This is a genomic window from Sphingomonas sp. Ag1 (assembly GCF_000980895.1).
Classification (GTDB): Bacteria; Pseudomonadota; Alphaproteobacteria; order Sphingomonadales; family Sphingomonadaceae; genus Sphingomonas; species Sphingomonas panaciterrae.
In genome coordinates this window covers 35,110-56,013 of sequence record NZ_LAZX01000083.1, presented here as the reverse complement: position 1 = coordinate 56,013, position 20,904 = coordinate 35,110, and the positions used below count along the sequence as shown (strand labels likewise).

At 67.7% G+C, this 20,904-nt stretch carries 19 protein-coding genes and 1 pseudogene; 5 read left to right on the top strand and 15 right to left on the bottom strand.

The window, feature by feature from the left end; genetic code table 11:
* Positions 1-32: 32 nt before the first annotated feature.
* The 3 genes and pseudogenes from XM50_RS05280 to rpmI all read right to left on the bottom strand — a co-directional run.
* A pseudogene (locus XM50_RS05280) lies at positions 33-323 on the bottom strand (GIY-YIG nuclease family protein); the annotation flags it as partial.
* A 139-nt stretch (positions 324-462) separates the two neighbouring features.
* Positions 463-828 carry a 50S ribosomal protein L20 gene (gene rplT, locus XM50_RS05275; RefSeq protein ID WP_046407961.1) on the bottom strand — a complete coding sequence of 122 codons (366 nt, stop codon included), beginning with the start codon at positions 826-828 and terminating at the stop codon, positions 463-465.
* Positions 829-845: 17 nt separating this feature from the next.
* A complete protein-coding gene (gene rpmI / locus XM50_RS05270; RefSeq protein ID WP_046407959.1) occupies positions 846-1,049 on the bottom strand; it encodes a 50S ribosomal protein L35 in 204 nt (67 codons plus the stop codon).
* 156 nt (positions 1,050-1,205) lie between these two features.
* Between rpmI and XM50_RS05265 the strand changes: the two genes are divergently transcribed.
* The gene (locus XM50_RS05265; protein WP_082102738.1) at positions 1,206-3,341 is read left to right on the top strand and encodes an AsmA family protein; all 2,136 of its coding nucleotides are present in this window, start codon (positions 1,206-1,208) and stop codon (positions 3,339-3,341) included.
* Positions 3,342-3,377: 36 nt separating this feature from the next.
* Here XM50_RS05265 and XM50_RS05260 read toward each other — a convergent pair whose 3' ends face one another.
* On the bottom strand, positions 3,378-4,631 hold the full coding sequence (locus XM50_RS05260; RefSeq protein ID WP_231621861.1) for an aspartyl/asparaginyl beta-hydroxylase domain-containing protein: 1,254 nt from the start codon (positions 4,629-4,631) through the stop codon (positions 3,378-3,380).
* Positions 4,632-4,737: 106 nt separating this feature from the next.
* Here XM50_RS05260 and XM50_RS05255 point away from each other — a divergent pair, with 106 nt between their 5' ends.
* The gene (locus tag XM50_RS05255) at positions 4,738-5,781 is read left to right on the top strand and encodes a hypothetical protein (RefSeq protein WP_046407956.1); all 1,044 of its coding nucleotides are present in this window, start codon (positions 4,738-4,740) and stop codon (positions 5,779-5,781) included.
* A gap of 97 nt (positions 5,782-5,878) precedes the next feature.
* Here XM50_RS05255 and XM50_RS05250 read toward each other — a convergent pair whose 3' ends face one another.
* The 3 genes from XM50_RS05250 to XM50_RS05240 all read right to left on the bottom strand — a co-directional run bounded on the left by XM50_RS05250 (position 5,879) and on the right by XM50_RS05240 (position 9,959).
* Entirely contained in the window at positions 5,879-6,136 is a 258-nt protein-coding gene (locus XM50_RS05250) for a hypothetical protein (protein WP_046407955.1), read from the bottom strand.
* 48 nt (positions 6,137-6,184) lie between these two features.
* A complete protein-coding gene (locus XM50_RS05245) occupies positions 6,185-6,442 on the bottom strand; it encodes a hypothetical protein (protein WP_125945418.1) in 258 nt (85 codons plus the stop codon).
* Between the two features lie 373 nt (positions 6,443-6,815).
* The gene (locus XM50_RS05240; RefSeq protein ID WP_052742443.1) at positions 6,816-9,959 is read right to left on the bottom strand and encodes a TonB-dependent receptor domain-containing protein; all 3,144 of its coding nucleotides are present in this window, start codon (positions 9,957-9,959) and stop codon (positions 6,816-6,818) included.
* A gap of 239 nt (positions 9,960-10,198) precedes the next feature.
* Here XM50_RS05240 and XM50_RS05235 point away from each other — a divergent pair, with 239 nt between their 5' ends.
* Positions 10,199-10,732 carry a hypothetical protein gene (locus XM50_RS05235; RefSeq protein ID WP_052742442.1) on the top strand — a complete coding sequence of 178 codons (534 nt, stop codon included), beginning with the start codon at positions 10,199-10,201 and terminating at the stop codon, positions 10,730-10,732.
* A 30-nt stretch (positions 10,733-10,762) separates the two neighbouring features.
* Here XM50_RS05235 and XM50_RS05230 read toward each other — a convergent pair whose 3' ends face one another.
* The 4 genes from XM50_RS05230 to XM50_RS05215 all read right to left on the bottom strand — a co-directional run bounded on the left by XM50_RS05230 (position 10,763) and on the right by XM50_RS05215 (position 14,421).
* Positions 10,763-12,184 carry an SGNH/GDSL hydrolase family protein gene (locus tag XM50_RS05230; RefSeq protein ID WP_046407951.1) on the bottom strand — a complete coding sequence of 474 codons (1,422 nt, stop codon included), beginning with the start codon at positions 12,182-12,184 and terminating at the stop codon, positions 10,763-10,765.
* Positions 12,181-12,609 carry a hypothetical protein gene (locus XM50_RS05225; protein WP_046407949.1) on the bottom strand — a complete coding sequence of 143 codons (429 nt, stop codon included), beginning with the start codon at positions 12,607-12,609 and terminating at the stop codon, positions 12,181-12,183. Before XM50_RS05225 ends, XM50_RS05230 begins: the two co-directional genes overlap by 4 nt.
* A gap of 64 nt (positions 12,610-12,673) precedes the next feature.
* On the bottom strand, positions 12,674-13,846 hold the full coding sequence (locus XM50_RS05220) for a glycosyltransferase (RefSeq protein WP_046407948.1): 1,173 nt from the start codon (positions 13,844-13,846) through the stop codon (positions 12,674-12,676).
* Positions 13,843-14,421 (bottom strand): acetyltransferase, encoded by a 579-nt coding sequence (locus XM50_RS05215; RefSeq protein ID WP_046407947.1) that lies wholly within the window; start codon positions 14,419-14,421, stop codon positions 13,843-13,845. The genes XM50_RS05220 and XM50_RS05215 overlap by 4 nt, the downstream gene beginning before the upstream one ends.
* Positions 14,422-14,580: 159 nt before the next feature.
* On the opposite strand from XM50_RS05215, the gene XM50_RS05210 reads away from it, so the two are divergent.
* Entirely contained in the window at positions 14,581-16,080 is a 1,500-nt protein-coding gene (locus XM50_RS05210) for a hypothetical protein (RefSeq protein ID WP_046407946.1), read from the top strand.
* Here the strand turns inward: XM50_RS05210 and XM50_RS19140 are convergent.
* Genes XM50_RS19140 through XM50_RS05195 form a run of 3 tightly spaced genes read right to left on the bottom strand, consistent with a single transcriptional unit; the run spans position 16,029 to position 19,359 of the window.
* On the bottom strand, positions 16,029-17,057 hold the full coding sequence (locus XM50_RS19140) for a glycosyltransferase family 4 protein (RefSeq protein WP_052742441.1): 1,029 nt from the start codon (positions 17,055-17,057) through the stop codon (positions 16,029-16,031). The two genes, XM50_RS05210 and XM50_RS19140, sit on opposite strands and share 52 nt — an antisense overlap.
* Positions 17,050-18,351, bottom strand: a complete 1,302-nt coding sequence (locus XM50_RS05200; protein ID WP_052742440.1) for a hypothetical protein — start codon at positions 18,349-18,351, stop codon at positions 17,050-17,052. Before XM50_RS05200 ends, XM50_RS19140 begins: the two co-directional genes overlap by 8 nt.
* 45 nt (positions 18,352-18,396) lie before the next feature.
* Positions 18,397-19,359, bottom strand: a complete 963-nt coding sequence (locus XM50_RS05195) for an alpha/beta fold hydrolase (RefSeq protein ID WP_046407945.1) — start codon at positions 19,357-19,359, stop codon at positions 18,397-18,399.
* Positions 19,360-19,437: 78 nt separating this feature from the next.
* Between XM50_RS05195 and XM50_RS05190 the strand changes: the two genes are divergently transcribed.
* Positions 19,438-20,130 carry a DUF2490 domain-containing protein gene (locus XM50_RS05190; protein WP_046407944.1) on the top strand — a complete coding sequence of 231 codons (693 nt, stop codon included), beginning with the start codon at positions 19,438-19,440 and terminating at the stop codon, positions 20,128-20,130.
* A 22-nt stretch (positions 20,131-20,152) separates the two neighbouring features.
* On the opposite strand, the gene XM50_RS05185 is transcribed toward XM50_RS05190, so the two are convergent.
* Positions 20,153-20,884: an RNA methyltransferase gene (locus tag XM50_RS05185; protein ID WP_046407943.1), complete on the bottom strand. Its 732-nt coding sequence runs from the start codon at positions 20,882-20,884 to the stop codon at positions 20,153-20,155.
* Positions 20,885-20,904: the final 20 nt, after the last annotated feature.

Genomic DNA, 20,904 nt, shown 5'->3' with positions numbered 1-20,904 from the left:
GAATCCATACGCATTGTCTTCTCTACTCGAGCGAAACCGAGGTCGATCGCCAGATCGCGCCATTCGGGATTGCCCTCCTCGATCAGCCGCAGCTTCCAGTCGCGATTCCACTTCTTGAGCTGCTTCTCGCGGGTGATCGCCGCTTCCATCGTGTCTGCCATGTCGAACCAGACCAGACGATGGATCCCGTAGCGGGTGGTGAACCCTTCGATCAATCCTTCGCGGTGCTGGTGGAGGCGGGCGACGAGGTTCGAGGTCACGCCGATGTAGAGCGTGCCATGCCTGCCGCTGGCGAGGATATAGACGCAGGGTTGTCGGGACATCGGGTTCTCCGCTCGCGAGCGTTCGGAGAATATGGATTCCCGCCTTCGCGGGAATGACGGAAATCTTGTTATATGACCGACACGCAAAGGGCGCGGGTGTTGCCACCCACGCCCTTTGTGTCGCTCTGGAAGAAGAGGCTCAAGCCTCGGCCGGCAGCGCCTTCTTCACCTGAGCGATCAGCGCGCTAAATGCTTCACCTTCGTGCATCGCAATGTCGGCCAGGACCTTGCGGTCGAGGTCGATGTTGGCGAGCTTCAGGCCGTGCATGAACTGGCTGTAGGTCAGACCCTCGGCGCGGACACCGGCGTTGATGCGCTGGATCCACAGGCCACGGAAGGTCCGCTTCTTAACCTTGCGGTCGCGATACGCATACTGGCCAGCCTTTTCGACGGCCTGCCGCGCGATGCGGATCGTGTTCTTGCGACGGCCGCGGTAACCCTTGGCCTGTTCCAGAATGTTCTTGTGCTTGGCGCGAGTGGTTACGCCCCGCTTGATGCGTGCCATGTGCTAGTTCCTCTCGCTCAACGCAGGCCGTACGGGGCCCAGGCCTTCACCGTCGCGGTGTCGGCCTTCGACAGCACCTTGGTGCCGCGGTTCTGGCGGATGTACTTGCTGTTGTGGCTGATCAGGCGGTGACGCTTGCCAGCGACGCCGTGCTTGAGCAGGCCGGATGCGGTGAGCTTGAAGCGCTTCTTGACGCCGCTCTTGGTCTTGAGCTTGGGCATTTTGGTCCTTTCAAATCGAGCGAGACTGGAACCGCCGCGGCAGCCCTGATGGCCGGGCGATTCTTTTCACCTCGCTGGGAAGAAGCGGGGCGCATAGCGGGCGGACCGGCGAAATGCAACCAACGCGTGCGCCATGCGATTCCCGCTTTCATGGACATGGCGACGAAGCGTGATGGGCAGCCCGCGCTGTCCACGGCGAAGACCCCGCCCGACACCGGCTGGCGCGACCCGCGGCGGCGGCGCCATATCCTGCGCAACACGATCATCGCCATCCTCGCCGTACCCGCGCTCATCTGGCTGGTGCTGTTCATCACCAAGGGCCGGTTCCTGAAGGGGCCGTTCGAAACGATCGTCGGGCGGATGACCAACCGCGAGGTCCGCGTCGGCGGCGATTTCCAGCTGTATTTCGCGCCGCTCAGGATCAAATTCTACGCCGAGCGCTTCACCATCGCCAATCCGGCCTGGGCAACGCGGCCCTATCTGTTCCGCGCCGACCGGATCGACACGCGCATCGCGCCCTTGTCGCTGCTGTTCGGCAAGCGGCGGCTCTATTGGCTCGACCTGGAGAATGGCGCAGCGGACCTGGAGTGGAACGCCGGGCACACGACGAACACCTGGACCTTCAGCGAGAAAAAGGGCGGCAAGCCGCTGGAGTTCCCGCGCATCGACGTGGCGACGGTGCGCGGCACGAGCGTGCGCTATCTCGATCCCCGCATGCGGCTGCTCGCGGACCTCGGGATCGAGGATATCCGCTCGGAAGATGCGCAGATCGGCAAGTCGGTGCGGGTCGGTGGCACCGGGCGGATCCGCGACACGCCGTTCCGAGTCACCGCGCAATTGCTGTCGCCCGACGCAACGGTGAACCGCGGCGAGAACAAGCTGACCGCGCGCGCCTGGGCGGCGAACAATGTAGTCGACGTGTCGGGCACACTTCCCTCGCTCGCCGAGATCGAGAAGGTGCCGCTGGAGACGCGGGCGCGCGGGCGTGACCTGTCCGAACTGCTCGGCATCATCGGCGTCGTCCTGCCGGAAACGCGGCGCTATGCGCTGAAGGGCCGGATGGTGAAGGATGGCGAGGTCTATCGCTTCACCAATATCGCCGGCACCGTTGGCGAGAGCGACGTTGCGGGCAAGCTGACGGTAACGAATGGCGAGCGGCTGCACCTCGATTCGGTGATCCGCACGCGCAGCCTCGATATCGTCGATGCGTCGGTTCTGGTCGGCTACAATCCCGACATCGTGGAGACCAAGGGCGCGGTTGCCGCAGCGGCCGCCACCGGCTCCGGCCCGCGCAAGCTGCTGCCGGACGATGACATGCCGGTCGAGAAGATGCGGACGTTCGACGCCGACCTCGTCTGGACGGTCGATCAGGTGAAGTCGCGAAAGGTGCCGATTTCCAACATGGAACTGACGCTCGATCTCGATCGCGGGCGGCTGGCGCTGTCGCCGTTCAGCTTCTCAATGTCGCGCGGCAATGTGTCGAGCGACATCGTGTTCGACACGCGCCAACGGCCGAGCGCGGTGAAATACGACTTCCGCCTCGCGCCGACGCCGATGGGGCGGCTGTTCGCTGGCTGGGGCGTGTCCGAAGCGGGCACCACGGGGACGATCAAGGGCCGTGTCCAGCTGAACGGGCGCGGTGATTCGATCGCCGATTCGCTGGCGACGTCGAGCGGCCGGATCGCCTTCATCATGCCGCAGGGCGCCTTGTGGACGCGCAACGTGCAGCTGGCGGAGCTCGACATCGGCACGTTCGTGCAGAAGATGTTCGCCGGCAAGCTGAAGGAGCCGGTCAGCATCAACTGCGGGCTGGTGGCGTTCAGCGTGCGCAACGGCATCGCGGCGGCTGACCCGATCCTGATCGATACGCGCAAGAACGTGATCCTGGGTCGGGGCGGGTTCAGCTTCCGCACCGAGGCGGTCGACCTGGCGGTCCGCGCCGATGCCAAGAAGTTCAGCCTGTTTTCCGGCCAGTCGCCGGTCGGCCTGGGTGGCTATTTCTCCGCGCCGGCGCTGAGCGTGATCAGCCCGGACCTGCTCGCCCGCGCAGGCGCCGGGCTCGGCCTTGCCGTAGCGGCCGCACCGCTCGCCGGAGTGCTGGCGTTTGTCGACATCGGCGACGCGAAGTCGGCCGCGTGCGGACCGGTGCTCGCCGGCGCAACCGCAGCGGCGCAGCGCACGACCAAGGGCGAGAAGCGCGACGACGTGGGCCGCGGCACGACGGCAAAGGACGAAAAGGGCAAGGAGAAGCCGGGCAAGGAACAGCGCAAGAAGTTCCTCGGCATCTTCTGATCGCGCGATGCGCAGGTGCGCCACGCGCGCGGCTGATCAGTCGCCGATCTGCATCGCCGCCGTCGGTGCCGTATCCGACTCATCGGCAAGCGCGTAGAAGGCGCGCAGCAAGTCGCGCTCCTCCGCCGTGATGTACGGGTTCCACACATCGAAGATCAGGATCGCGCGCATCTGATCCGAGCGATTCCACGCCTCGTGATCGATCGTGTCGTCGAACGCCCAGGCCTTGCCCTCTTCCCAGCGGCGCGTTTCGCCACCGACGCGGAATTCGCACCCCTGGGGCACGATCAACGGCAGATGGATGATCGTGCGCACGTTGCTGACGCCGGTATGCGCGGGGAGATGCGTGCCGGGCTTGAGCAGGGAGAAGAACACCGTCGGTGTGCGTCCCGGCAGGTCGCTGAGCGGCAGCCGCTCGACCGCCGCGGCAGTGCGCGGGAAGCGGGCGCAGACGGCATCGTCGCGCTTGCCGTCCTTCCACAGGTGCATCGCGCCCCAGGCGAGCGATCGATCAAGCGCCGACCATTTGTTCTGCGGTGTGCCCGGCTCCATCGCCACATAGGGGCGGATCGGCGCCGCATCCTCGGCCAGCACGGCTTCGAGCTCGGCACGGATCACGTCGGTCTCAGCCTCGATCTCCCCCAGCCACGGGAAATGCGCGCGGTCAAAGAACTCGTCGGCGGGCAGAAAGGGAAAGTGCAGGCCGTGACATTCATTGGCGTAAATCCGCCGGCGGCCCAGCACATGATCGACACAGGCGTCGAAGCGCCGCCGGCCCGACGGACCGGCCGCCGCGCGCGCCGCAGCGAGCCCGCTGTCGAGCGCGTCGGCGAAGCTTGCATGCTGCCGCGCCACGACCTCGCGTGCATGTTCCAGCATCATCTCCAGCGCCGGCGAGCGTTCCGCAATGCCTGCGGCAACCGCCAGCACGTTGGACCAGCGTTCCGCCGCGCGCCGCAGATCGCCCGTGCGCTCGTGCAGTTCGGCCAGCCGGACCAAAGCCATGAAGTGCGTCTGGTCGACCGCCAGTGCGCCGAGCAGCGCCCGTTCCTCTCCCGCGACATCGCCCGCCTCGCGATAGGCCTTGGCAAGGTTCATCTGCAATTCCGGCGCGCGCGGGTCCGCGGCAATGGCCCGATCGAAGAAGGCGGCGGCTGACGCAAAGTCCCGGCGACCGAGCGCATCCATGCCGAGTGCGTTCAGGGCAAGCGGCTGTTCGCCCGCGCGATCCAGCAGTTCGTGAAACAACGCCACCGCCTCGCCCTGCCGACCTGCCTGTTGGGCAGCCATCGCGCGGCTGATCATTTGTTGTATTGCTGCCTGTTGCACGACCAACGCATAATCACAGGGCCCGTGCTAGACAACTAACCTTGTTTCAGCCCACATCAGCCGGATCATGACGGCTGCACTTGCTTCTTCGACAGACTTCATCGGGATCGCGCGCGACCCGCAATGGCTCCCGCATCGCTATGATCCCGGTCACGATGCCATCCATTTCATTCCTGTTCCCCGCGACATGCATCGTGCGACCACCTTCCTCATCGACGATCATTTGCCCGCCGGGCTGAACCCGGTGGTGCTGCGGCGGGATCATGTGATGGCGACCGGGCCACAGGCGGCGCCGATCCACTTCCTGTTCCACTCCGGCTATTGCTGTTCGACGTTGCTGTCGCGCGCGGTCGATCGACCCGGCTGGGCCATGGGGCTGAAGGAGCCGATGATCCTGAACGACATGGTGGGCTGGCGCCGCCGTGGTGGACAAGGCCCCGACATGGCGAGCGTGCTGGACAACGTCTTGACGCTACTCGCACGCCCCTTCGCGCCGGGCGAGACGGTGGTGGTGAAGCCGTCGACCGTCATCAACGCGCTTGCGCCAGCGATCCTGGCGCTACGGCCCAATGCCTGCGCCATCATGATGTATGCGCCGCTGCGTACCTATCTCGCCTCGATCGCCAAGAAGGGGATCGATGGGCGGCGCTGGGTTCGCACGCTGCTGACCGGGATGCTGGACGACAATATGGTCCAGCTGGGCTTTTCGACGCGCGACTATCTCGAGCAGACCGACCTGCAGGTGGCGGCGCTCGGCTGGCTGGCGCAGCAGCAGCTGTATGCCGGGATGGTCGACCGCTATGGCGCGGCGCGGGTGCGGACGCTCGACAGCAGCCGATTGCTGGCCGATCCCGCTGCCGCAATGGCGCAGCTGGGCACGCTGTTCCGCCGGTCGCTGAGCGCCGAGGAGGCGCAGGCGGTGGCACGTGGGCCGGCCTTCACGCGGCATTCCAAGTCGGGCGAGGCATTCGGGACAGCGGAGCGCGATGCGGAACATCGTGATGCCGCCGCGGTCCATGCCGACGAGATCCACAAGGTCGCCGAATGGGCGGCGGCGGTCGCACAATCCGCGGGGATCACGCTGGACGCACCGGCGCCGCTAATCGGCTGACCGTCACCCGGCGCGGGCGCCCGACCGCGATCACGGTTGAGGTTGGGTGGGCTAGGACCAGCGCGGCCCCGCCGGCGCGAGCCGCACGCGGCGGCGTTCAGCAGCGTCCGGTCACATCCGAGGGCCGGCACGAGATCGCTGGGCTCCACTGATTAAGAGCCTCGCGCTCGACATCCCAATCCCGCTTCGTCTTGCAGACACGGTTGGTCCCGACCAGCGAGCCGATCCGCTGGAACCGCTTGCAGATCATCTTGTCCGCGGGATCGGCAGAGCGCTCCGCCACTTCGCGCTTGCTTGGCTTGTCAGGCACCTGGCCGGGAGCGGCGACGAGGAGGGTAAGCAAGAGGGTCAGCATCGATCATTCCCTTCGCTTCTGGCCGCTGCAGGATGGGGCAGCTGGGTGTCAGCAACCGCCCGGGGCACCCGAGACGCCGCACGCCCCCCCATTGCCTTGCTGGCGAAGGGCGTCGCGCTCACGATCCCAATCACGCTTCGTCTTGCACACGCGCTCCGTGCCAACGAGCGTGCCGATCCGCTGGAACCGCTTGCAGATCACCTTGTCCGCGGGATCGGCAGAGCGTTCCGCCACTTCGCGCTTGCTTGGCTTGTCAGGCACTTGGCCGGGAGCGGCGACGAGGAGGGTAAGCAAGAGGGTCAGCAACGAACCATTCCTTTCGCAAGGATGCGTGCCGGGCGGCCGCACCGTTCCGGCGGTTGTCAGCACGGGAGCCTGTCATGCTAGCCGCGGTCCGAAGGACGGGGCCGGGCGAAACACCTTCGCGATAGCGGCGAATAGTACAGCGGACAGGATCATGTACCGTTGAGCGAAGTAGAACCGGTTTCACGAAGACTGTCAATTGAGCGCAAGCACTTCTTTTACGTAATCTTTTCCCAGGGGACCCTCACCGGCGATTATGGGCTGAGCTTGATCGATGGCCCTCATTCTTGGCGCTGCCGCCCGCGTCGCGCTGACAAAAGAAAAGGGGCCGGCCTTTCGGCCCGCCCCTTCCCTTGTTTCGGTCTGATCGCGGGGATCAGAACTTCAGACGTGCACCGATCGCATAGCGGCGGCCCAGCGCGTCGAAGGTCGACGGATAGGTGTTGCCGCTGTTGAACGACGTGGAACCGGCGCTCGATCCGACGATCGGCGGGTCCTTGTCGAACAGGTTGGTGACGGTCAGCGTGAAGTCGAAGTTGTCGGTCACGCCCACGCGGGTGGCGAGATCGATATAGTCCGCCGACTTGATGCGCGTGAAGTCGTAAGTACCGCCACCCAGGCTCGGGACCGGACCCGTCCAGAAGGCACGCTCCTGCGCGTCCAGCGGCTCCTGACGGAAGCCGTCGATGTGACGCCACAACACCGAGAAGTCGACGTTCTCGAAGCCGAAGGTCGCGCGGGTGTTCCACGAGAACTCCGGCTGCAGCGAACCGGTGTACGAGCAGTTGACCGAGTAGAAGCCGACGCACTCACGATTGATCGAGGTCGGCGTCGCCTGGAACTGCGACCGGTTGGTCCAGTTGCCCTGGAAGCTGAGGTTCAGCTTCGCAAAGCCCAGGTCACGACGGTAGTTGACGTTGAGGTCGATGCCGTCGGTCTTCAGGACACCCAGGTTCGACAGCACGCCGAACAGACCCGGTGCGAGCGCCGGGAGACCGTCGAGGCCGCCGGTGACCGAGTTACGGCGGATGCTGGTGCAGGCCGGGTTGGTCGGGCTCAGGCTGTCGAAGCAGGCGCTGATGAGGTCGCCCACGGTCGGCGTGGTGATCGCGCCGTCAACCTTGATGTTGTAATAGTCGAACGAGACCGAGAAACCAGGGATCTGGTTCGGCTGGATCACGGCGCCGATGGTGTACGAGTTCGACGTTTCCGGACGCAGGTTCAGGTTACCACCGGTGGTGATATTGGCCTGACCCGAGGTCGGATCCTGGATCGAACCGATCGTGCCGGCGGGTGCACCCTGCGCAAGGCAGACGGCGCGCAGCGCGGCGTTGGTCACCGGTGCCGAGCCTGCGCACGGATCGGTGCCCAGGTTGGTCAGCACGGTGTTCAGCGGCGAGAACAGCTCGCTGATGTTCGGCGCACGAACCGCGCGCTGGTAGTTACCGCGGATCTTGAGGCCGTCGAACGGCTCCCAGCTACCGCCGGCCTTCCAGGTCGTGGTGTCGAACTTCGGCGCGGTCGGCGTCTTGATCTCGTAGCTGGAGTAACGGATGCCAGCTTCGAGGGTCAGGCTGCGGAAGCCCGGGACGTCGGCGACGAGCGGCGCGATGATTTCGCCGTAGCCCTCATACACCTTGTAACCGCCGTCGATGTTCGGCGAGGCGCCGCCGGCACCGCCGAGGTCGTTCGCCTGGGCGAGCGAATCGGCGCGCTGCGAGGCCTGGTACTCACGATATTCCGCGCCTGCCGCGAAGCCGATCGGCTCAGCCGCCCAGGGGCTGGAGAAGCCGAGATCGCCCGACAGAAGCGCGCGCGCCTGCGTCAACGTAGTGCGGATCGTGGTGGTGCTTTCCGCCGTCAGGTAACGCGTCTGATCCGGCGTGATCGAGCCTTCCGGACCGAAGAGATTGACCGGAACGCAGCCCGAGCCTGCGCCGATCGATGCCGCGGTCGCCGGACGCCCCGGACCCGAGGCAAGGCAGGCCGTCGTGCTGGTCGCATAGGCCGCAGCCGCGAAGCGCGAGTTCAGCGTGTAGTTCTGCGAGGTGTTGTCGAGCTCCGACTCACCATAGGCGCCCGACACGTCGAGGTTGATCGAGTCGGTGATGCCGAGACGGATGCCCGCCTTATAGTCGAAGATCGTCGTGGTGTAGCGGCCGACACGCGGACCGACTTCCGGGGTACGACGCGACACGTTGATGTTCGCGGTGCGGAAGTTCGGATCGTTCGGGTCGGTCGCAACCGCGGCAGCGGCGCACTCGGCGGCCGTGAAGCGCGGGACGTAGCCGGTCACGACACCATTGACGACCGGCGCAGCGTTGAAGGCGCAAAGCTGGTTGCGCAGCGCGGTCGGCAGGTACGGGTTGGACAGCGGCACAGCGACAGGCACGCCGAACGCGCCCGACGGTGCGATGATCGTCTCAACGGTGTTCTTCGAGAACAGGCCGCGGCTGTACACTTCGATGTTGTCCGCCAGTTCGTAGCGGCCAGCACCGTAGATGTTGTAGCGCTCAAACGGCGTCTGGAAGATGTTGAACGGGCTGAAGTTGTACGGCGCGTACGCCGTCACTGCGCGGCCCGTGGTCGGATCGATCTGGCGCAGGCCGCCGTTGGCGACAGCCGGATCCGTGCTGGGCAGACCGGTTGCCGGGTCGATCGGGCGCGTGCCGGAGATCGACGAGGGGACCGCGGTGCCCGAGCCGGCGAGGGCCAGATTGTTCGGCGTGAAGGAGTTCAGCGCGAGGATCGAGAAGTCGCGATCGCCCTGATAGACGGGGTCGGCCTGCTGGTAGCCAACCGACAGAACCACGTTGCCGCGGCCGTCGTCCATGTTGGCACCGATGGTCAGGTCGGCACGGAAGTAGGCGCCATCGCCACGCTCGGTGATCTGGTTCGAGACGTTCGCCTCGATGCCCGAGAAGTCGGAGCGGGTGATGAAGTTGATGACGCCCGACACGGCGTCGGCGCCGTAGGTGGTGGCGGCGCCGCCGATCAGCGAGTCAACGCGCTCGACGAGGGCGAGCGGGATGTTGTTGAGGTCGACGCGGCCGACGAGGCCCGAGGGGGCGATGCGGCTGCCGTCGAGCAGGACGACGTTACGGAACGAGCCGAGACCACGAAGGTCGGCGTAGGACGAACCGCCGTTGCCGTTGTTCACGGCCGAACCGATCGACGCAACGTTGCCCGGAAGGTCGCGCAGGACCTGCTCGGCGGTGTTGGTCTGACGCAGGCTCAGCTCTTCCTGGCCGACGACGGTAATCGGGCTGGATGCCACAAGGTTGGGGTTGCGGATCAGGGTGCCGGTGACGACGATGTCGCCGGTGGTGTTTTCAGAAGCCGGGGGAGCAGCGTCCTGGCTCGAAATGCCGGCGGCAGGCGCAGCAGGATCGTTGCTCTGGATACCAGTCTTCGGCTGATTGGCGGGATCGGCGTCCTGCGCGAACGCGGTGCCCGACGCCATCACGGCGCCGACGAACAGCGTCGTCGTCAACAGGCGCGAACGAAGATTTGTGCGCATGCATTTTTCCCTTTTTGTTGCCCCGGTCCAACCCGGTTTTGCGGCATTCCCAATGTGCAATCGACCAAGATCGACCCACATAGGTCAGGGGGCTAGAACGCTATTCATCGTGCCGCAATGTTTGCTCTGCGCAACTGCAACATTGCGGCGCATGTGTAACAGGAAGGCAACAGTTTAGTGTCTGCCTTGTCCGTTTTCGCGACACACTCTATCCCCAACCAGGGTTTGGGAGATGCAAAATGGCACGGTGGGGCATTGTGGTGGCGGGCGCAGGCGCCATGATGATTGCAGGAACTGCAAGCGCGGCCGGGCAGGATGCTGCGGGGGAGCGCGTGCTACAATCCTTCGCGCAATGCCGGACGCAGGCCGACCCTGCGCAGCGGCTCGCCTGTTTCGATTCCGCCGCAGCGGCGCTGGAGCAGGCGGTGAAGGCGAAAGACGTGCGGATCGTCGACCGGACCGACGTGCGAAAGGCACGCCGCTCGCTGTTCGGGTTCACGCTGCCGCGCATCGACCTGTTCGGTGAGCCCGATGAAAAGGATCAGAAGGAGGACTTCGCTGAGGTGAATACCACCGTGGCGAGCACGCGATCGCTGGCGAACAATCGCGTCGAGATCCGGCTGGGCGATGAATCGGGAGCCGTGTGGGTGACCACCGATCCGATGCCCTTCCCGCCCAAGCAGGGCGAGGCGATCCGCATCCGCAAGGGCGTGATGGGCAATTACTTCCTCGCCGTGGACGGCAAGACCTATCGCGGCATGCGCGTGCGCTGACCGGGAGCGGCCGGCGCACGCGTCGGCCGGCTATCCGGCGGCCAGGGCCGGTAGCACCTGCGCGCGGATCGCCTGTTCGATCCGCTGCGCATAATAATCATAGCCGATTTCCGGCGGATGGACGTCATCCCCGGCGATGTAGAGCGCGGCATTGGCGGTGCCGGGTGGCACCCCGAGGGCATTGTTCCAGCCGCCGAGCACCCAGGGCGGCGTGGCGGTGGTGACCGGGACGAAGAACGTCAGCGGGTCGGCCATAGCGGCGACGGCGGCGGCGAGTGCCTGCTCCGTCGCACGCGCGCCAGGCAGATTGATCGACGGCACGCCCGCGACAACGATCGGCGCGGGCGTGCCGCCACGCAATGCGCGCAGCATGGCCACTGCCGCCGCCTCCACCGTCGCGGGTGAATAGCCAACGTCATTGGTCGATCCCATCACCAGCACCGCATCCGGCCGAAGCGCCAGCGCCTGCGGGACGCGATCGACAAAGGTGCGCAGGCCCGCACCCGTGTTGCAATAACCAGTCCCGCCGACCGACAGGTTCCAGGTGTCACGCCAGCCGAGCCGCTTGCCCAGCAGCTGCGCGATCGACCCGCCGGCCAGCCACGGGCCGTAGGACGAGCCGGCATTATAGCTGTCGCCGATCACCACCAGGCGCGGGTCCGATGCCGGCGCCGCAGTGACCATCGCCGAGCTGCCGGTCTGTGCGCAGCCGAACTGCGCCGCGCTCTTGCCGGTTTCGAGCTCATACCGGCGCATCCGGCGGCCGCTGCTCATCGTCCAGTCGATCATCAGCCACTGATCCTGGCCTCCGATCACGATGCTGCCGGGATGGAGATACCGCTCCTCCACCAGCACGCGCAGTTGCGCCGAATTGGCGGGAAGGAAGAGCGCCAGTCGATCGGCATCGCTGTCAAAGGCGACCGAGGCCCCCGCGCACGTCATCATATCCGGCTTCGCTTCCAGCGTTTCCAGCGACCAGAAACTGGTGCGCAGCGGCACCGGGCGCGCGCCGCGCACAGCGTAGGCGCCGGGGACGAGCGCGGGCAGCCAGTTGGCGCCGAGCGCGGGATTGCTGGTCAGCAGCGTGACCACCGGGGCGCCATCGGCCGCATCGGGATGCCGCGCCCCGCCAAGGCAGGTCCAGTAGAGGCCGCCCGTTCCGTCGGGGAGATATTGCCCATGGTGCCGCCCGGTCGGCCCGGGGCCAGTCGCGGGGGCCACCCCGCCGATCCCGCACATGTACCAGGCGCCCGCATGCGCGACGACCTGCCCCGGCGCATAGGCGCTGCCCGGCGCATAGGCTGGCGGCGCGAGCCAGGGCGGCGCGGTTGCAGGATTGCGCCCCTGCGCGCTGTCCGCCGCACGAAGCAATCGCGCATGCCGCGCGGCGGCGCGCTGAGTCGCCCGCGCCTGCACCGCCAGGCCGCGCGCGATCAGGTCCGGGCCGCTCATTGCGCCACCCGATAGGTCAGCGCGCCACCCAGCAGCGTGACGGCAAGATAATAGGTCGCGCCCGCCTCGCTCTCGTCCGCCACCGCCTCGTTGGTGCTGCCGACAAACCGCCCCCAGCGCTCACCGGCGATCGTCAGCGGCAGCATGGTTGCCCCGCCATCGGCCGAGCGGAGGAAGTCGACCTGCCCATGCCATTGGCCGGACAGGCTCAGCCAGATGGGCCGATCCAGCTCCGGCACGAATGGCCCCACGATGGCGCTGCTCACGATCGTGCCGGCGAGCGGCGCAGACTGCGCCGGGCGGGGCACCGCGCGCACCGGCAACGGATTGTCCGCCTGCACCGCCACCGCGGGCCCATCGACGGCACCGAACGCCACCGCATATTGCGGGACGAACCCCGCTGGTACTTCCACTTCCGCGACCATCGCACGCCTCCTGCTGTTCGTGCTATGTTCTACAGCGGGCAGGCGGATGTAGGACAGGCGTGCGTCAGGCGCGGTGCTGATCGATCAGCTGCAGGAGGTGATCGGCCGCCGCCTCGATACGAAAGCGGGTGGCGAAGCAGTGGCGCGCGCGCCGCCCCATCACGCTTCGCTGGCGGACAGGAAGCGCGCAAAATCGGGACAGCATCGTCGCCGTATCGGCGGCAGTGGCCGGGGCCACCATCCCGGCGCCATCGGCCAGGATCTCGCGCCAGATCGCGACCTGATCGCTCACCAGCACTGGCGTGCCGGCGGCCAGCGCCTCCGCCACGGCGATCCCGAAATTCTCCTGATGTGACGGCAGCACGAACGCCGCCGCTGCGCGCAGGGCGCCCGCCTTTGCGGCGCCCGAGAGCATGCCCGGGAAATGGACGCGGTCGCGGATTCCCAGCCGGGCAACGCGGTCGCGAAGCCCGGCGACCAGCGCCGCCTCGTCGGGGCCGGCGATCACCAGGTCGATGCCGGGGTCATGCCGCGCGATCGTGGCGAACGCCTCCACCAGCAGGTCGCACCCCTTCTTGCGGTGGATGCGGCCAAGAAACAGCAGAAAGGGGCGCTGGCCCAGCGCTGGGATCTGCTGGCGAAACGCTTGGATCTGCGTGGCCGGATCCCCCGCCAGGTCCGCCGTGCCATAAGGCGTGATCACCGCATTCATGCGCCACGGCCGGAACCCGCCCTCCGCCCGCCGTCGTTCCTCCTCCGTGGTGAACAGCACAGCACGCGCGCCGGCCAGCAGCGGACCTTCCGCCCACCACCAGCTCAGCTGTTTGCCGACATGCTTGAGCGGCATCGTCCGGCGAAACCATGGGTCGAGCATGCCATGCGGAAAGACAAAATAGGGCACGGGCCCGCCGGCCAGCGCCTGCGCCGCGCCGCGCGCGCCATAGCGCCACAGGCCCGAGACGATCACCGCGTCATAGTCCCGCGCATGGCGCTGCAGCCAGGGGACCATCGCGGGCGAATAGCGATACAGCTGCCGCGGATTGCGGCCGCGCGGCGGGCCGAGCGGCACGATTGCGCCTGGGTAATCCGGCAAGTGAAATTCGTCCGGCGGATCGAGCGTCAGCAGGTCCTGCCGATGTCCCTGCCGCGCCCACACTTCGCCCAGCCGGCGCGCGCCCTCGATGGGGCCGCCGGCGCGCGGGTCGGCGCTCGTGATGATCCGCAGCACGCGGGTCATGCAGCCTCCACGAAGCGGATCGTGCGCGCTCGGATCGCGGCCGCAGGATTGCCGCGATAAACGGTCCAGGGCGCCAGATCGACGAAGGCACAGCCCCGCGCGCCGAGCACCGCACCCTCGCCGACGGTAACGCCGGGGCCGACGAACGCCTCGGCCGCCACCCAGGCGCGCGCCCCCACGACGATCGGCCGTGTGTGCAGCGTGAAGGCGGGATCTTCGCTATCGTGCGTGCCGGCGCACAGATGCGCGCGTTGCGAGACGATGGCGAACCGCCCGATCGTCACCTTTCCCATCGAATAGATGTGCGCGCCCGGCCCGATCGTCGCATGATCGCCGATCGCCAGATTGGCCGGCGACCAGATGCGCGCGCTGCCATAGACATTGGCGGTCGGTGCGACCTGCGCGCCGAATGCCCGCAGCACCAGCCGGCGCCATGCGCGCAGCGGCGGCGGGGTCCATCTGACCAAGAGCAGCCAAGCGACGATCCAGCCGGCACGATACAGCCGGTTGCGGAGCGGAAAGCTGGCGCCCCCCTCCCACATCGGCGCGCCACGCGCGTCGTGCGACTGAGTCATCGCCCCTGTTCCCCCTGCTCCCCGACACGAACGCTAGGGGCTGCGCGAAGCGCGCGCAATCATTCAGGTTAACCATGTTCCGCGCTTGCTCATCATGCTCTCGACGGGCGACCGCGCGCTGCCTAGGCTGGGCACAGACAGGGAGGAGAGGGCACGGTCGTGAGGGGGCTCGGCTGGCTATATCTGCTGGCGCTCGCTGGGCTTGGCGGCGTGCAGCTCGCCCTGCGCGCCGACGTCTGGCTGCTGGCGATCCTGCTGCTGATCGCGGCCGCGGCGCTATTGCCGCTGACGCGCGGCGGATGGCGGGTGTCCGACGGCATGTACGCGATCATGACCGTCTATTTCGGCAGCGGCGCCCTGGTGGTGAAGACGCTGGCGGGGCAGCCGGTGCAATCCAACCTGCATGTGCCGGATCTGTCCGCCGCCTATCTTCTGGCCGGCTTCGGCTCGATCACCATCGGCTACGGGCTGAGCCAGGGGGTGCGCCGGCCGCTCCGCTTCGCCCGCGCGCTGCGCCGCGTGACCGGGCACGAACCCAATCTGCGCCGGTTCGCGGTACCGATCTTCGCGCTGGGTGCGATGTTCCTGCTCCTCCAGACACAGTTTCGCGCGATCGCCGTGTCGGGCGGCTTCACCGCTGGGGGATTTGGCGGCTTTGGCACCTTCTACCCGCTGCTGATGCTGGGCGCGGCAATGCAGGCGGCGCTCGTCATCCGGCGCCCTGACCAGCGACGCCACGGGCTGGTCCTCGCGGCGATGGCGGCGACGATCCTTGCGCTGACGCTGGCCGACAACACCAAGCGGACCTTGTTCGATTTCCTGTTCGTCGTCGCGCTTGCCTTCGTGGCGCTGAACGGGCGTGTCCGCTGGCGTTGGGTGGGGCCGGGCAGTGTCGCCGCCGCCTGTATATTCGCCCTGCTCCTTCCCGCGATTCAGATCGTGCGCACCGATCCGGACGTGCGTGGCACGGCGCGGATCGCGGCGACGTGGGACGTGCTACGCGCGAATGGTTTCAGCGCATCGCGGCTCAGTGCAGCACAGGCGCGGGTCGCCACCGGCTATCGCTTTGCCTGGATCGATAGCTACGTCCACCCGCTGACCTGGAACAGCGAGCGTTTCACCATGATCCAGCCGATCGACCAGGTCGCGCGCGGGCTGGCGGAACACGGCACGATGGGCAGCGCTGACCTGTGGCGCGATCCCGCGGAAGCGCTGCTGCCCGGCTTTCTGATCAGGAAATCGCTGGTGACCGCGCCAGACCGGATCGCCTGGCATTACGGCTTCCGCGCCAAGGGGTCGATCGCGCGGCCGGTCGTCGGGCTGATCGCCAGCAGCCTGGCGGCGTTCGGGCTGGCCGGCGTGCTGCTGCTGCCGGGCGCCATCGCCGCGATCAGCTTCACCCTGCTCGACCTCGTGGGCGGGCGCCTCTCCGGCAACGTCTGGGCGGTGTTCCTGCTCGCTGCCACTGCCTTCCTCGCAGAGCGCGAGGCGAGCACCATGCTGGCCTTCTTCTGCCGCAGCTTTCCCTTCATCCTGATCGTCGGCGGGGCGCTGCTGCTGGTCGCACGGCGGCCGCGACGGGCGGCGGCGGCGGGCGATGGGCGGGACTATGCGCCGATCAGCGCGCGGAGATTGGCGACAAACGCGGGCGCGGAATAATGCTGCGCGACGCGGGCGCGCCCGGCGGCGGCCATTGCCTGGGCGAGCCCGGGATCGTCGAGCAGGCGATGCAGCCGCTCGGCAAGCGCCGCTATGTCCGCCGGATCGATCGTGAAACCATCGATGCCATCGCGGATCACCTCCCCCGCCGCGCCGTGGCACGATCCGACAACCGGCAAGCCAGCGGCCCACGCCTCCAGATAGACGATGCCGAATCCCTCCTTTGACGAGGGAAGAGCAAAGACGCTGGCGACGGCAAAGGCATGGGCCAGCGCGGCAGGATCGAGCGCACCGTGCAGGTCGACACGCCCGGCGACGCCCAGCATCTCGGCCAGCCGCCGCAGAGAATCGCGCAGCGGCCCCTCCCCCACGATCATCAACCGGGCGTCGGGGATGAGCGGCAAGGCGCGGATCAGCGCATCGAGGTTCTTCGCCCCCTCCGCCGCACCCAGTCGGCTGACCGCCAGCACCAGCCGCTCGCGCTTGCCCGTTGCTGGCGGGGCATCCGGTGGCAGATCCACGGCGTTGGGGAAGATCGTGAAACGTGCATGGGGCAACCCGAACGCCGCGGCCATGCGATCGCGCGAATAGCCGCTCACCACCGCCACCTGGCTGATCGTGCGGGACAACAGCGCCGGTTCCCAGCGACGCACCGCGCGATAGGTGGGGTCGCCCCACACCTCGATCCCGTGCGCGAACAGGATGCGCCGGCCGCGCGGGCGGACCAGCCGGTGAAGCGCAGCCAGCGGCAGCAGATTGACATGGCCGATCAGCAGCAGGTCGGAGGCGGGGAGCAGGCGAAGCGCCCTGCGGGCGAAGCGCCAGTCGCCCTCGTCCGCCCGCATCACCACGTCGGCAGGCACCGCAAGGCTGGCCAATGCCGCGGCGACGCGACGGTTGAACGCCTGGATCCCGCCATGGCCATGCGCGGCAATGCCGACAAACAGCGCGCGGCCTTGGCCCGGCGGGTTACCCATGCCGCCGCCGACCCGTGAACAGGCAAAGCGCGACCATTGCGAGATGCGCGGCCGCCAGCGCCCCGGCGACCCCGCTCAGCCCGTAGCGCGGCGCGAGCAGCCAGGCGGCACCCACGCCCGCCAGCGCGAGTGCCGCGAAGCCGATCGCCAGCCGCGCGTGGCGGTTGATCGCCGCGCTGGGGCTGAACAGCGCCGACCAGATCATCTCGGCGACCACCGCCAGCACCAGCCACAGGAGGAACGGCGCGGCGACGCGGACGGCATCATGCGTCAGCAGCGCGACCGCCGCGGGGGCGAGCAGGATGATGGCGGCGGCATAGCAAAAGGTCGCGACGAGCGTTGCGCCAACATGCCAGCGGAACAGCACGGATGCCGCCGCCCGCGCGCCCTTGCCGTGAAGCGCGGCATATTCGCTGACCACGCTGTTGTTGATCATGTTGATCGCGGCCGTCCCGAGCCGCACGACCGTGCGGGTCGTGGCAAAGGCCACCGTCGCGCCGGCACCCAGCAGGCTGCCGGCCACGAGCACGGGCCCTTGCAGCAGCAGGGCGTGGCCGACCGGCATCGCCATATACGCCAGCGCGGGTCGCCAGAGCGCGGACGCCGTGGCGCGATCGGCCGCCCGCCAGCCCAGCGCCAGCCAGCCCGCGGTGCCGCGCAGCCAGCGATAGGCGGCGAAGAGGAACAGCAGCCTGATCGCGACCATGGCGGCTGCCGCCGCCACCAGCCCGCCACCGGCCAGTGCGGCGCCGGCAATCGCCGCGCCCTCCCCCAGCCGTGCCGTTGCCGCCCAGGTTACTTCGCTCGCCGGACGATTCTCGGCCCTGATCCCGGCGCAGACCAGCAGGAACAGCTGGTAGGCGGCCATGCTCAGCGCCAGCAGCAGCAGCGCCGCTCGCGCGGTGCCGGGCGCCACCCCCGCCAGCCCTGGCAGCATGTCAGGGTCGAACAACAGGATCAGCGCAGCGCTCCCCATCAGCAGCGGCGGCAACAAAGCACACAGCAGCGCAAAGACCGTGTGGAAGATGCGCAGCGCCTCATCCCGCCGCCCGCCCGCGACGGCCATGACCATCGCGTTCTTGGCGACGAACGTCAGGCCGAAGTCGCTGAAGCTGAGGTAGAAGGGCACGGCCGACAGCACCAGCCACGCGCCGTACAGCGACGTTCCCCAGGCGCGAAGCAGCACCGGGACCAGCGCCAGCTGAACCGCCAGCGTGACCAGTTGGGCATAGCCCTGCGCAGACAGCGTGCGCCCCAGGCGGCGCGTGATCGACCGGTCAAGCGCGCGCAGCACCGCGCCCGCCCCGATCCGCCGCGCCCGCGCCCCCCATCCGCCGCGTCACCCGAGGCGGCCGAGCCACTCCACCAGCAGGCGATTGACCACATCGGGGCGCTCCTGCTGCGTCCAATGGCCGCAGCCCTCGAGCAAATGGCCCTCGACGCCCGGCACATGCGGGCGCATCAGCGCGATCGGATCGGGCACCGCCCCGAACAAGGTGGTCGCGGGGTCGCGGGTGCCGCCGATGAACAGCGCGGGCTGCTCGATCCGGCGATCCTTGTACGGCTGCAGCCAGGCGAAATCGCGCTCGTGGTTGCGGTAACGGCTGATCGGCCCGAAGAAACCCGAGCGGACGAACTCACCGACATAATAATCGAGGTCCGCCGGCGTCAGCCACGCCGGGAAAGGATCGGGATCGACCATGCCATCGAGCAGCGTCGAGCCGGCCGGCTTGTTGGGCCAGGTGCCATCGGGCGCGTCGCCGGAAATGCCGTAATAGAATTTGCGCAGGAAATCGCGCACATCGCGCTGCGCCTCCTCCTCGGCCGGGCCCACTTCCTGGAACCATTCCTGATAGAAAAAGCGCCCCTTGTTGGTGAAGGCCTGCCGGAACACCTCGGTGAACGGCCGCGCCGGCACGCCGGCATAAGGCACCGACAGCGCGGCCACCGCGCGAAAACGCTCCGGCCGGGTCAGTGCCGAATTCCACACCTGCGGCGCGCCCCAGTCGTGCCCGACGAGGATGGCGGGGTCAGGCTGAAAGGCGTCGGCCACGGCCGCTATGTCGGAAACCAGATGCTCCATGGCATAATCCTCGACCAGCCCCGGCCGGTCGGACTGGCCATAGCCGCGCACGTCGATCGCCGCCGCGGTGAAGCCGGCCGCCGCGACGGGGCCCAGCTGATGCCGCCACGAATACCAGCTTTCGGGAAAGCCATGCACCATCAGGACCAATGGACCCGCGCCTTCCACCGCGACACGCAGCCGTACGCGGCCCGTATCGATCATGCGAAATTCGGGCATCCACTCTCTCCTGACGTTTTATTGCTGTTGCGCGTTGAACCATGACAAGTTGCGGAGGGCGAGGCTAGAGACCGCGCCATGTCGCGTATCCTTGTCCCGACCCCCGCCCTTGCCCTGTTGACCACCATCGCCGCCGCGCCGGTCGCGGCACAGACCAATCACGACGAGGCGCTGTGGGTCAATGCCACGGTGATGGGCCGCATTTCCGGACCGCTGGTATATTTCGCCGAAGTGCAGCCGCGCGTGACGGACGGTGTATCGCGGCTGTCGCAGGTGCTGCTGCGCCCGGCGATCGGCTATCAGATCTCGCCGGCGGTGACGGTGTATCAGGGCTATGCCCATGTCATCGAGCCGCTGGAAAACAGGCCCGACCGCAGCGAGGACCGGTTGTTCCAGCAAGTGACGTGGAATGTCGGCAAGATCGGCCAGCTGGAGGTGCAATCGCGCACCCGGCTGGAACAGCGCTGGCGCTCCGACGGTGACGGCATGTCGCTGCGCGCGCGGCAGATGATGCGGTTCGAATATCCGCTCGCGCCGGGCACCAGACGAGTCGCGGCGCTGGGATCGGTCGAGGGCTTTGTCGGCCTGAAGTCAGCCGATTGGGGCGGCGTCACCGGGTTCGATCAGGTGCGCACCTTTGTGGGGCTGGAAATCCCGCTGCCGGGCACGTCGACGCTGGAGGCGGGATATCTCAACCAGACCCGCGACGCGTCCGGGCGCCGCGTCGACATGGCGCACGTCGCTTCACTGACGCTGTTCGTTCGCCTTTGACCTGAACGAAGGGCGCGGAAGCTCAGCTGCTGCGCTTCGCCTTCGCCCCCGCCAGCGCCGACAGCACGCCGCGCATGGTGCGCACTTCCTGGCTGGTCCATGCCGGCTTGGTCAGCAACGTCCGCAGCGTGCGGCGTGTCGCAGGCGTGCGATCGGGCGGAAAGAAGAAATTCGCCTGTTCCAGCATCGTATCTAGCTGGCCGATCAGCCCCTCCAGCTCCTCCTGCGGGGCGGGCGGATCGAGCGTCACTTCCGGCGGTGACGCGAGCGCCTCGCCCTTTGACCATTCATAGGCGACCAGGATCACCGCCTGGGCGAGGTTGAGGCTGCCGAATTCGGGATTGATCGGCACCGTCAGGATCGTGCGGGCGAGCGCGACGTCGTCGGTTTCCAGCCCCGATCGTTCCGGCCCGAACAGGATCGCGCTGCGCCCCGCCGCGCCGCGCATGTCGGTCGCCGCCTGTTCGGGCGTTACCACCGGCTTGGTGATCCCGCGCTTTCGCACCGTCGTCGCATAGACGTTGGGGCAGTCGGCCACCGCCTCCGCCACGCTGTCGAACACCCTGGCCTGTGCCAGCACGATGTCCGCGCCCGAGGCGGCGGGGCCCGCGGCGGGATTGGGCCAGCCGTCGCGCGGCGACACCAAGCGCATTTCGGTCAGCCCGAAATTGAGCATCGCGCGCGCCGCCTTGCCGATATTCTCGCCCAGTTGCGGACGGACGAGAACGATGACGGGGGGTTGGGAAGAAGCCATGGTGCTGCGCCTATCCGCCA

Excerpts from the sequence above, each read along its gene's own strand:
- rplT (WP_046407961.1), bottom strand. The coding sequence starts at position 828 with ATGGCACGCATCAAGCGGGGCGTAACCACTCGCGCCAAGCACAAGAAC.
- rpmI (WP_046407959.1), bottom strand. The coding sequence starts at position 1,049 with ATGCCCAAGCTCAAGACCAAGAGCGGCGTCAAGAAGCGCTTCAAGCTC.
- XM50_RS05265 (WP_082102738.1), top strand. The coding sequence starts at position 1,206 with ATGGCGACGAAGCGTGATGGGCAGCCCGCGCTGTCCACGGCGAAGACC.
- XM50_RS05260 (WP_231621861.1), bottom strand. The coding sequence starts at position 4,631 with ATGGCTGCCCAACAGGCAGGTCGGCAGGGCGAGGCGGTGGCGTTGTTT.
- XM50_RS05255 (WP_046407956.1), top strand. The coding sequence starts at position 4,738 with ATGACGGCTGCACTTGCTTCTTCGACAGACTTCATCGGGATCGCGCGC.
- XM50_RS05250 (WP_046407955.1), bottom strand. The coding sequence starts at position 6,136 with ATGCTGACCCTCTTGCTTACCCTCCTCGTCGCCGCTCCCGGCCAGGTG.
- XM50_RS05240 (WP_052742443.1), bottom strand. The coding sequence starts at position 9,959 with ATGCGCACAAATCTTCGTTCGCGCCTGTTGACGACGACGCTGTTCGTC.
- XM50_RS05235 (WP_052742442.1), top strand. The coding sequence starts at position 10,199 with ATGGCACGGTGGGGCATTGTGGTGGCGGGCGCAGGCGCCATGATGATT.
- XM50_RS05230 (WP_046407951.1), bottom strand. The coding sequence starts at position 12,184 with ATGAGCGGCCCGGACCTGATCGCGCGCGGCCTGGCGGTGCAGGCGCGG.
- XM50_RS05225 (WP_046407949.1), bottom strand. The coding sequence starts at position 12,609 with ATGGTCGCGGAAGTGGAAGTACCAGCGGGGTTCGTCCCGCAATATGCG.
- XM50_RS05220 (WP_046407948.1), bottom strand. The coding sequence starts at position 13,846 with ATGACCCGCGTGCTGCGGATCATCACGAGCGCCGACCCGCGCGCCGGC.
- XM50_RS05215 (WP_046407947.1), bottom strand. The coding sequence starts at position 14,421 with ATGACTCAGTCGCACGACGCGCGTGGCGCGCCGATGTGGGAGGGGGGC.
- XM50_RS19140 (WP_052742441.1), bottom strand. The coding sequence starts at position 17,057 with ATGGGTAACCCGCCGGGCCAAGGCCGCGCGCTGTTTGTCGGCATTGCC.
- XM50_RS05195 (WP_046407945.1), bottom strand. The coding sequence starts at position 19,359 with ATGCCCGAATTTCGCATGATCGATACGGGCCGCGTACGGCTGCGTGTC.
- XM50_RS05190 (WP_046407944.1), top strand. The coding sequence starts at position 19,438 with ATGTCGCGTATCCTTGTCCCGACCCCCGCCCTTGCCCTGTTGACCACC.
- XM50_RS05185 (WP_046407943.1), bottom strand. The coding sequence starts at position 20,884 with ATGGCTTCTTCCCAACCCCCCGTCATCGTTCTCGTCCGTCCGCAACTG.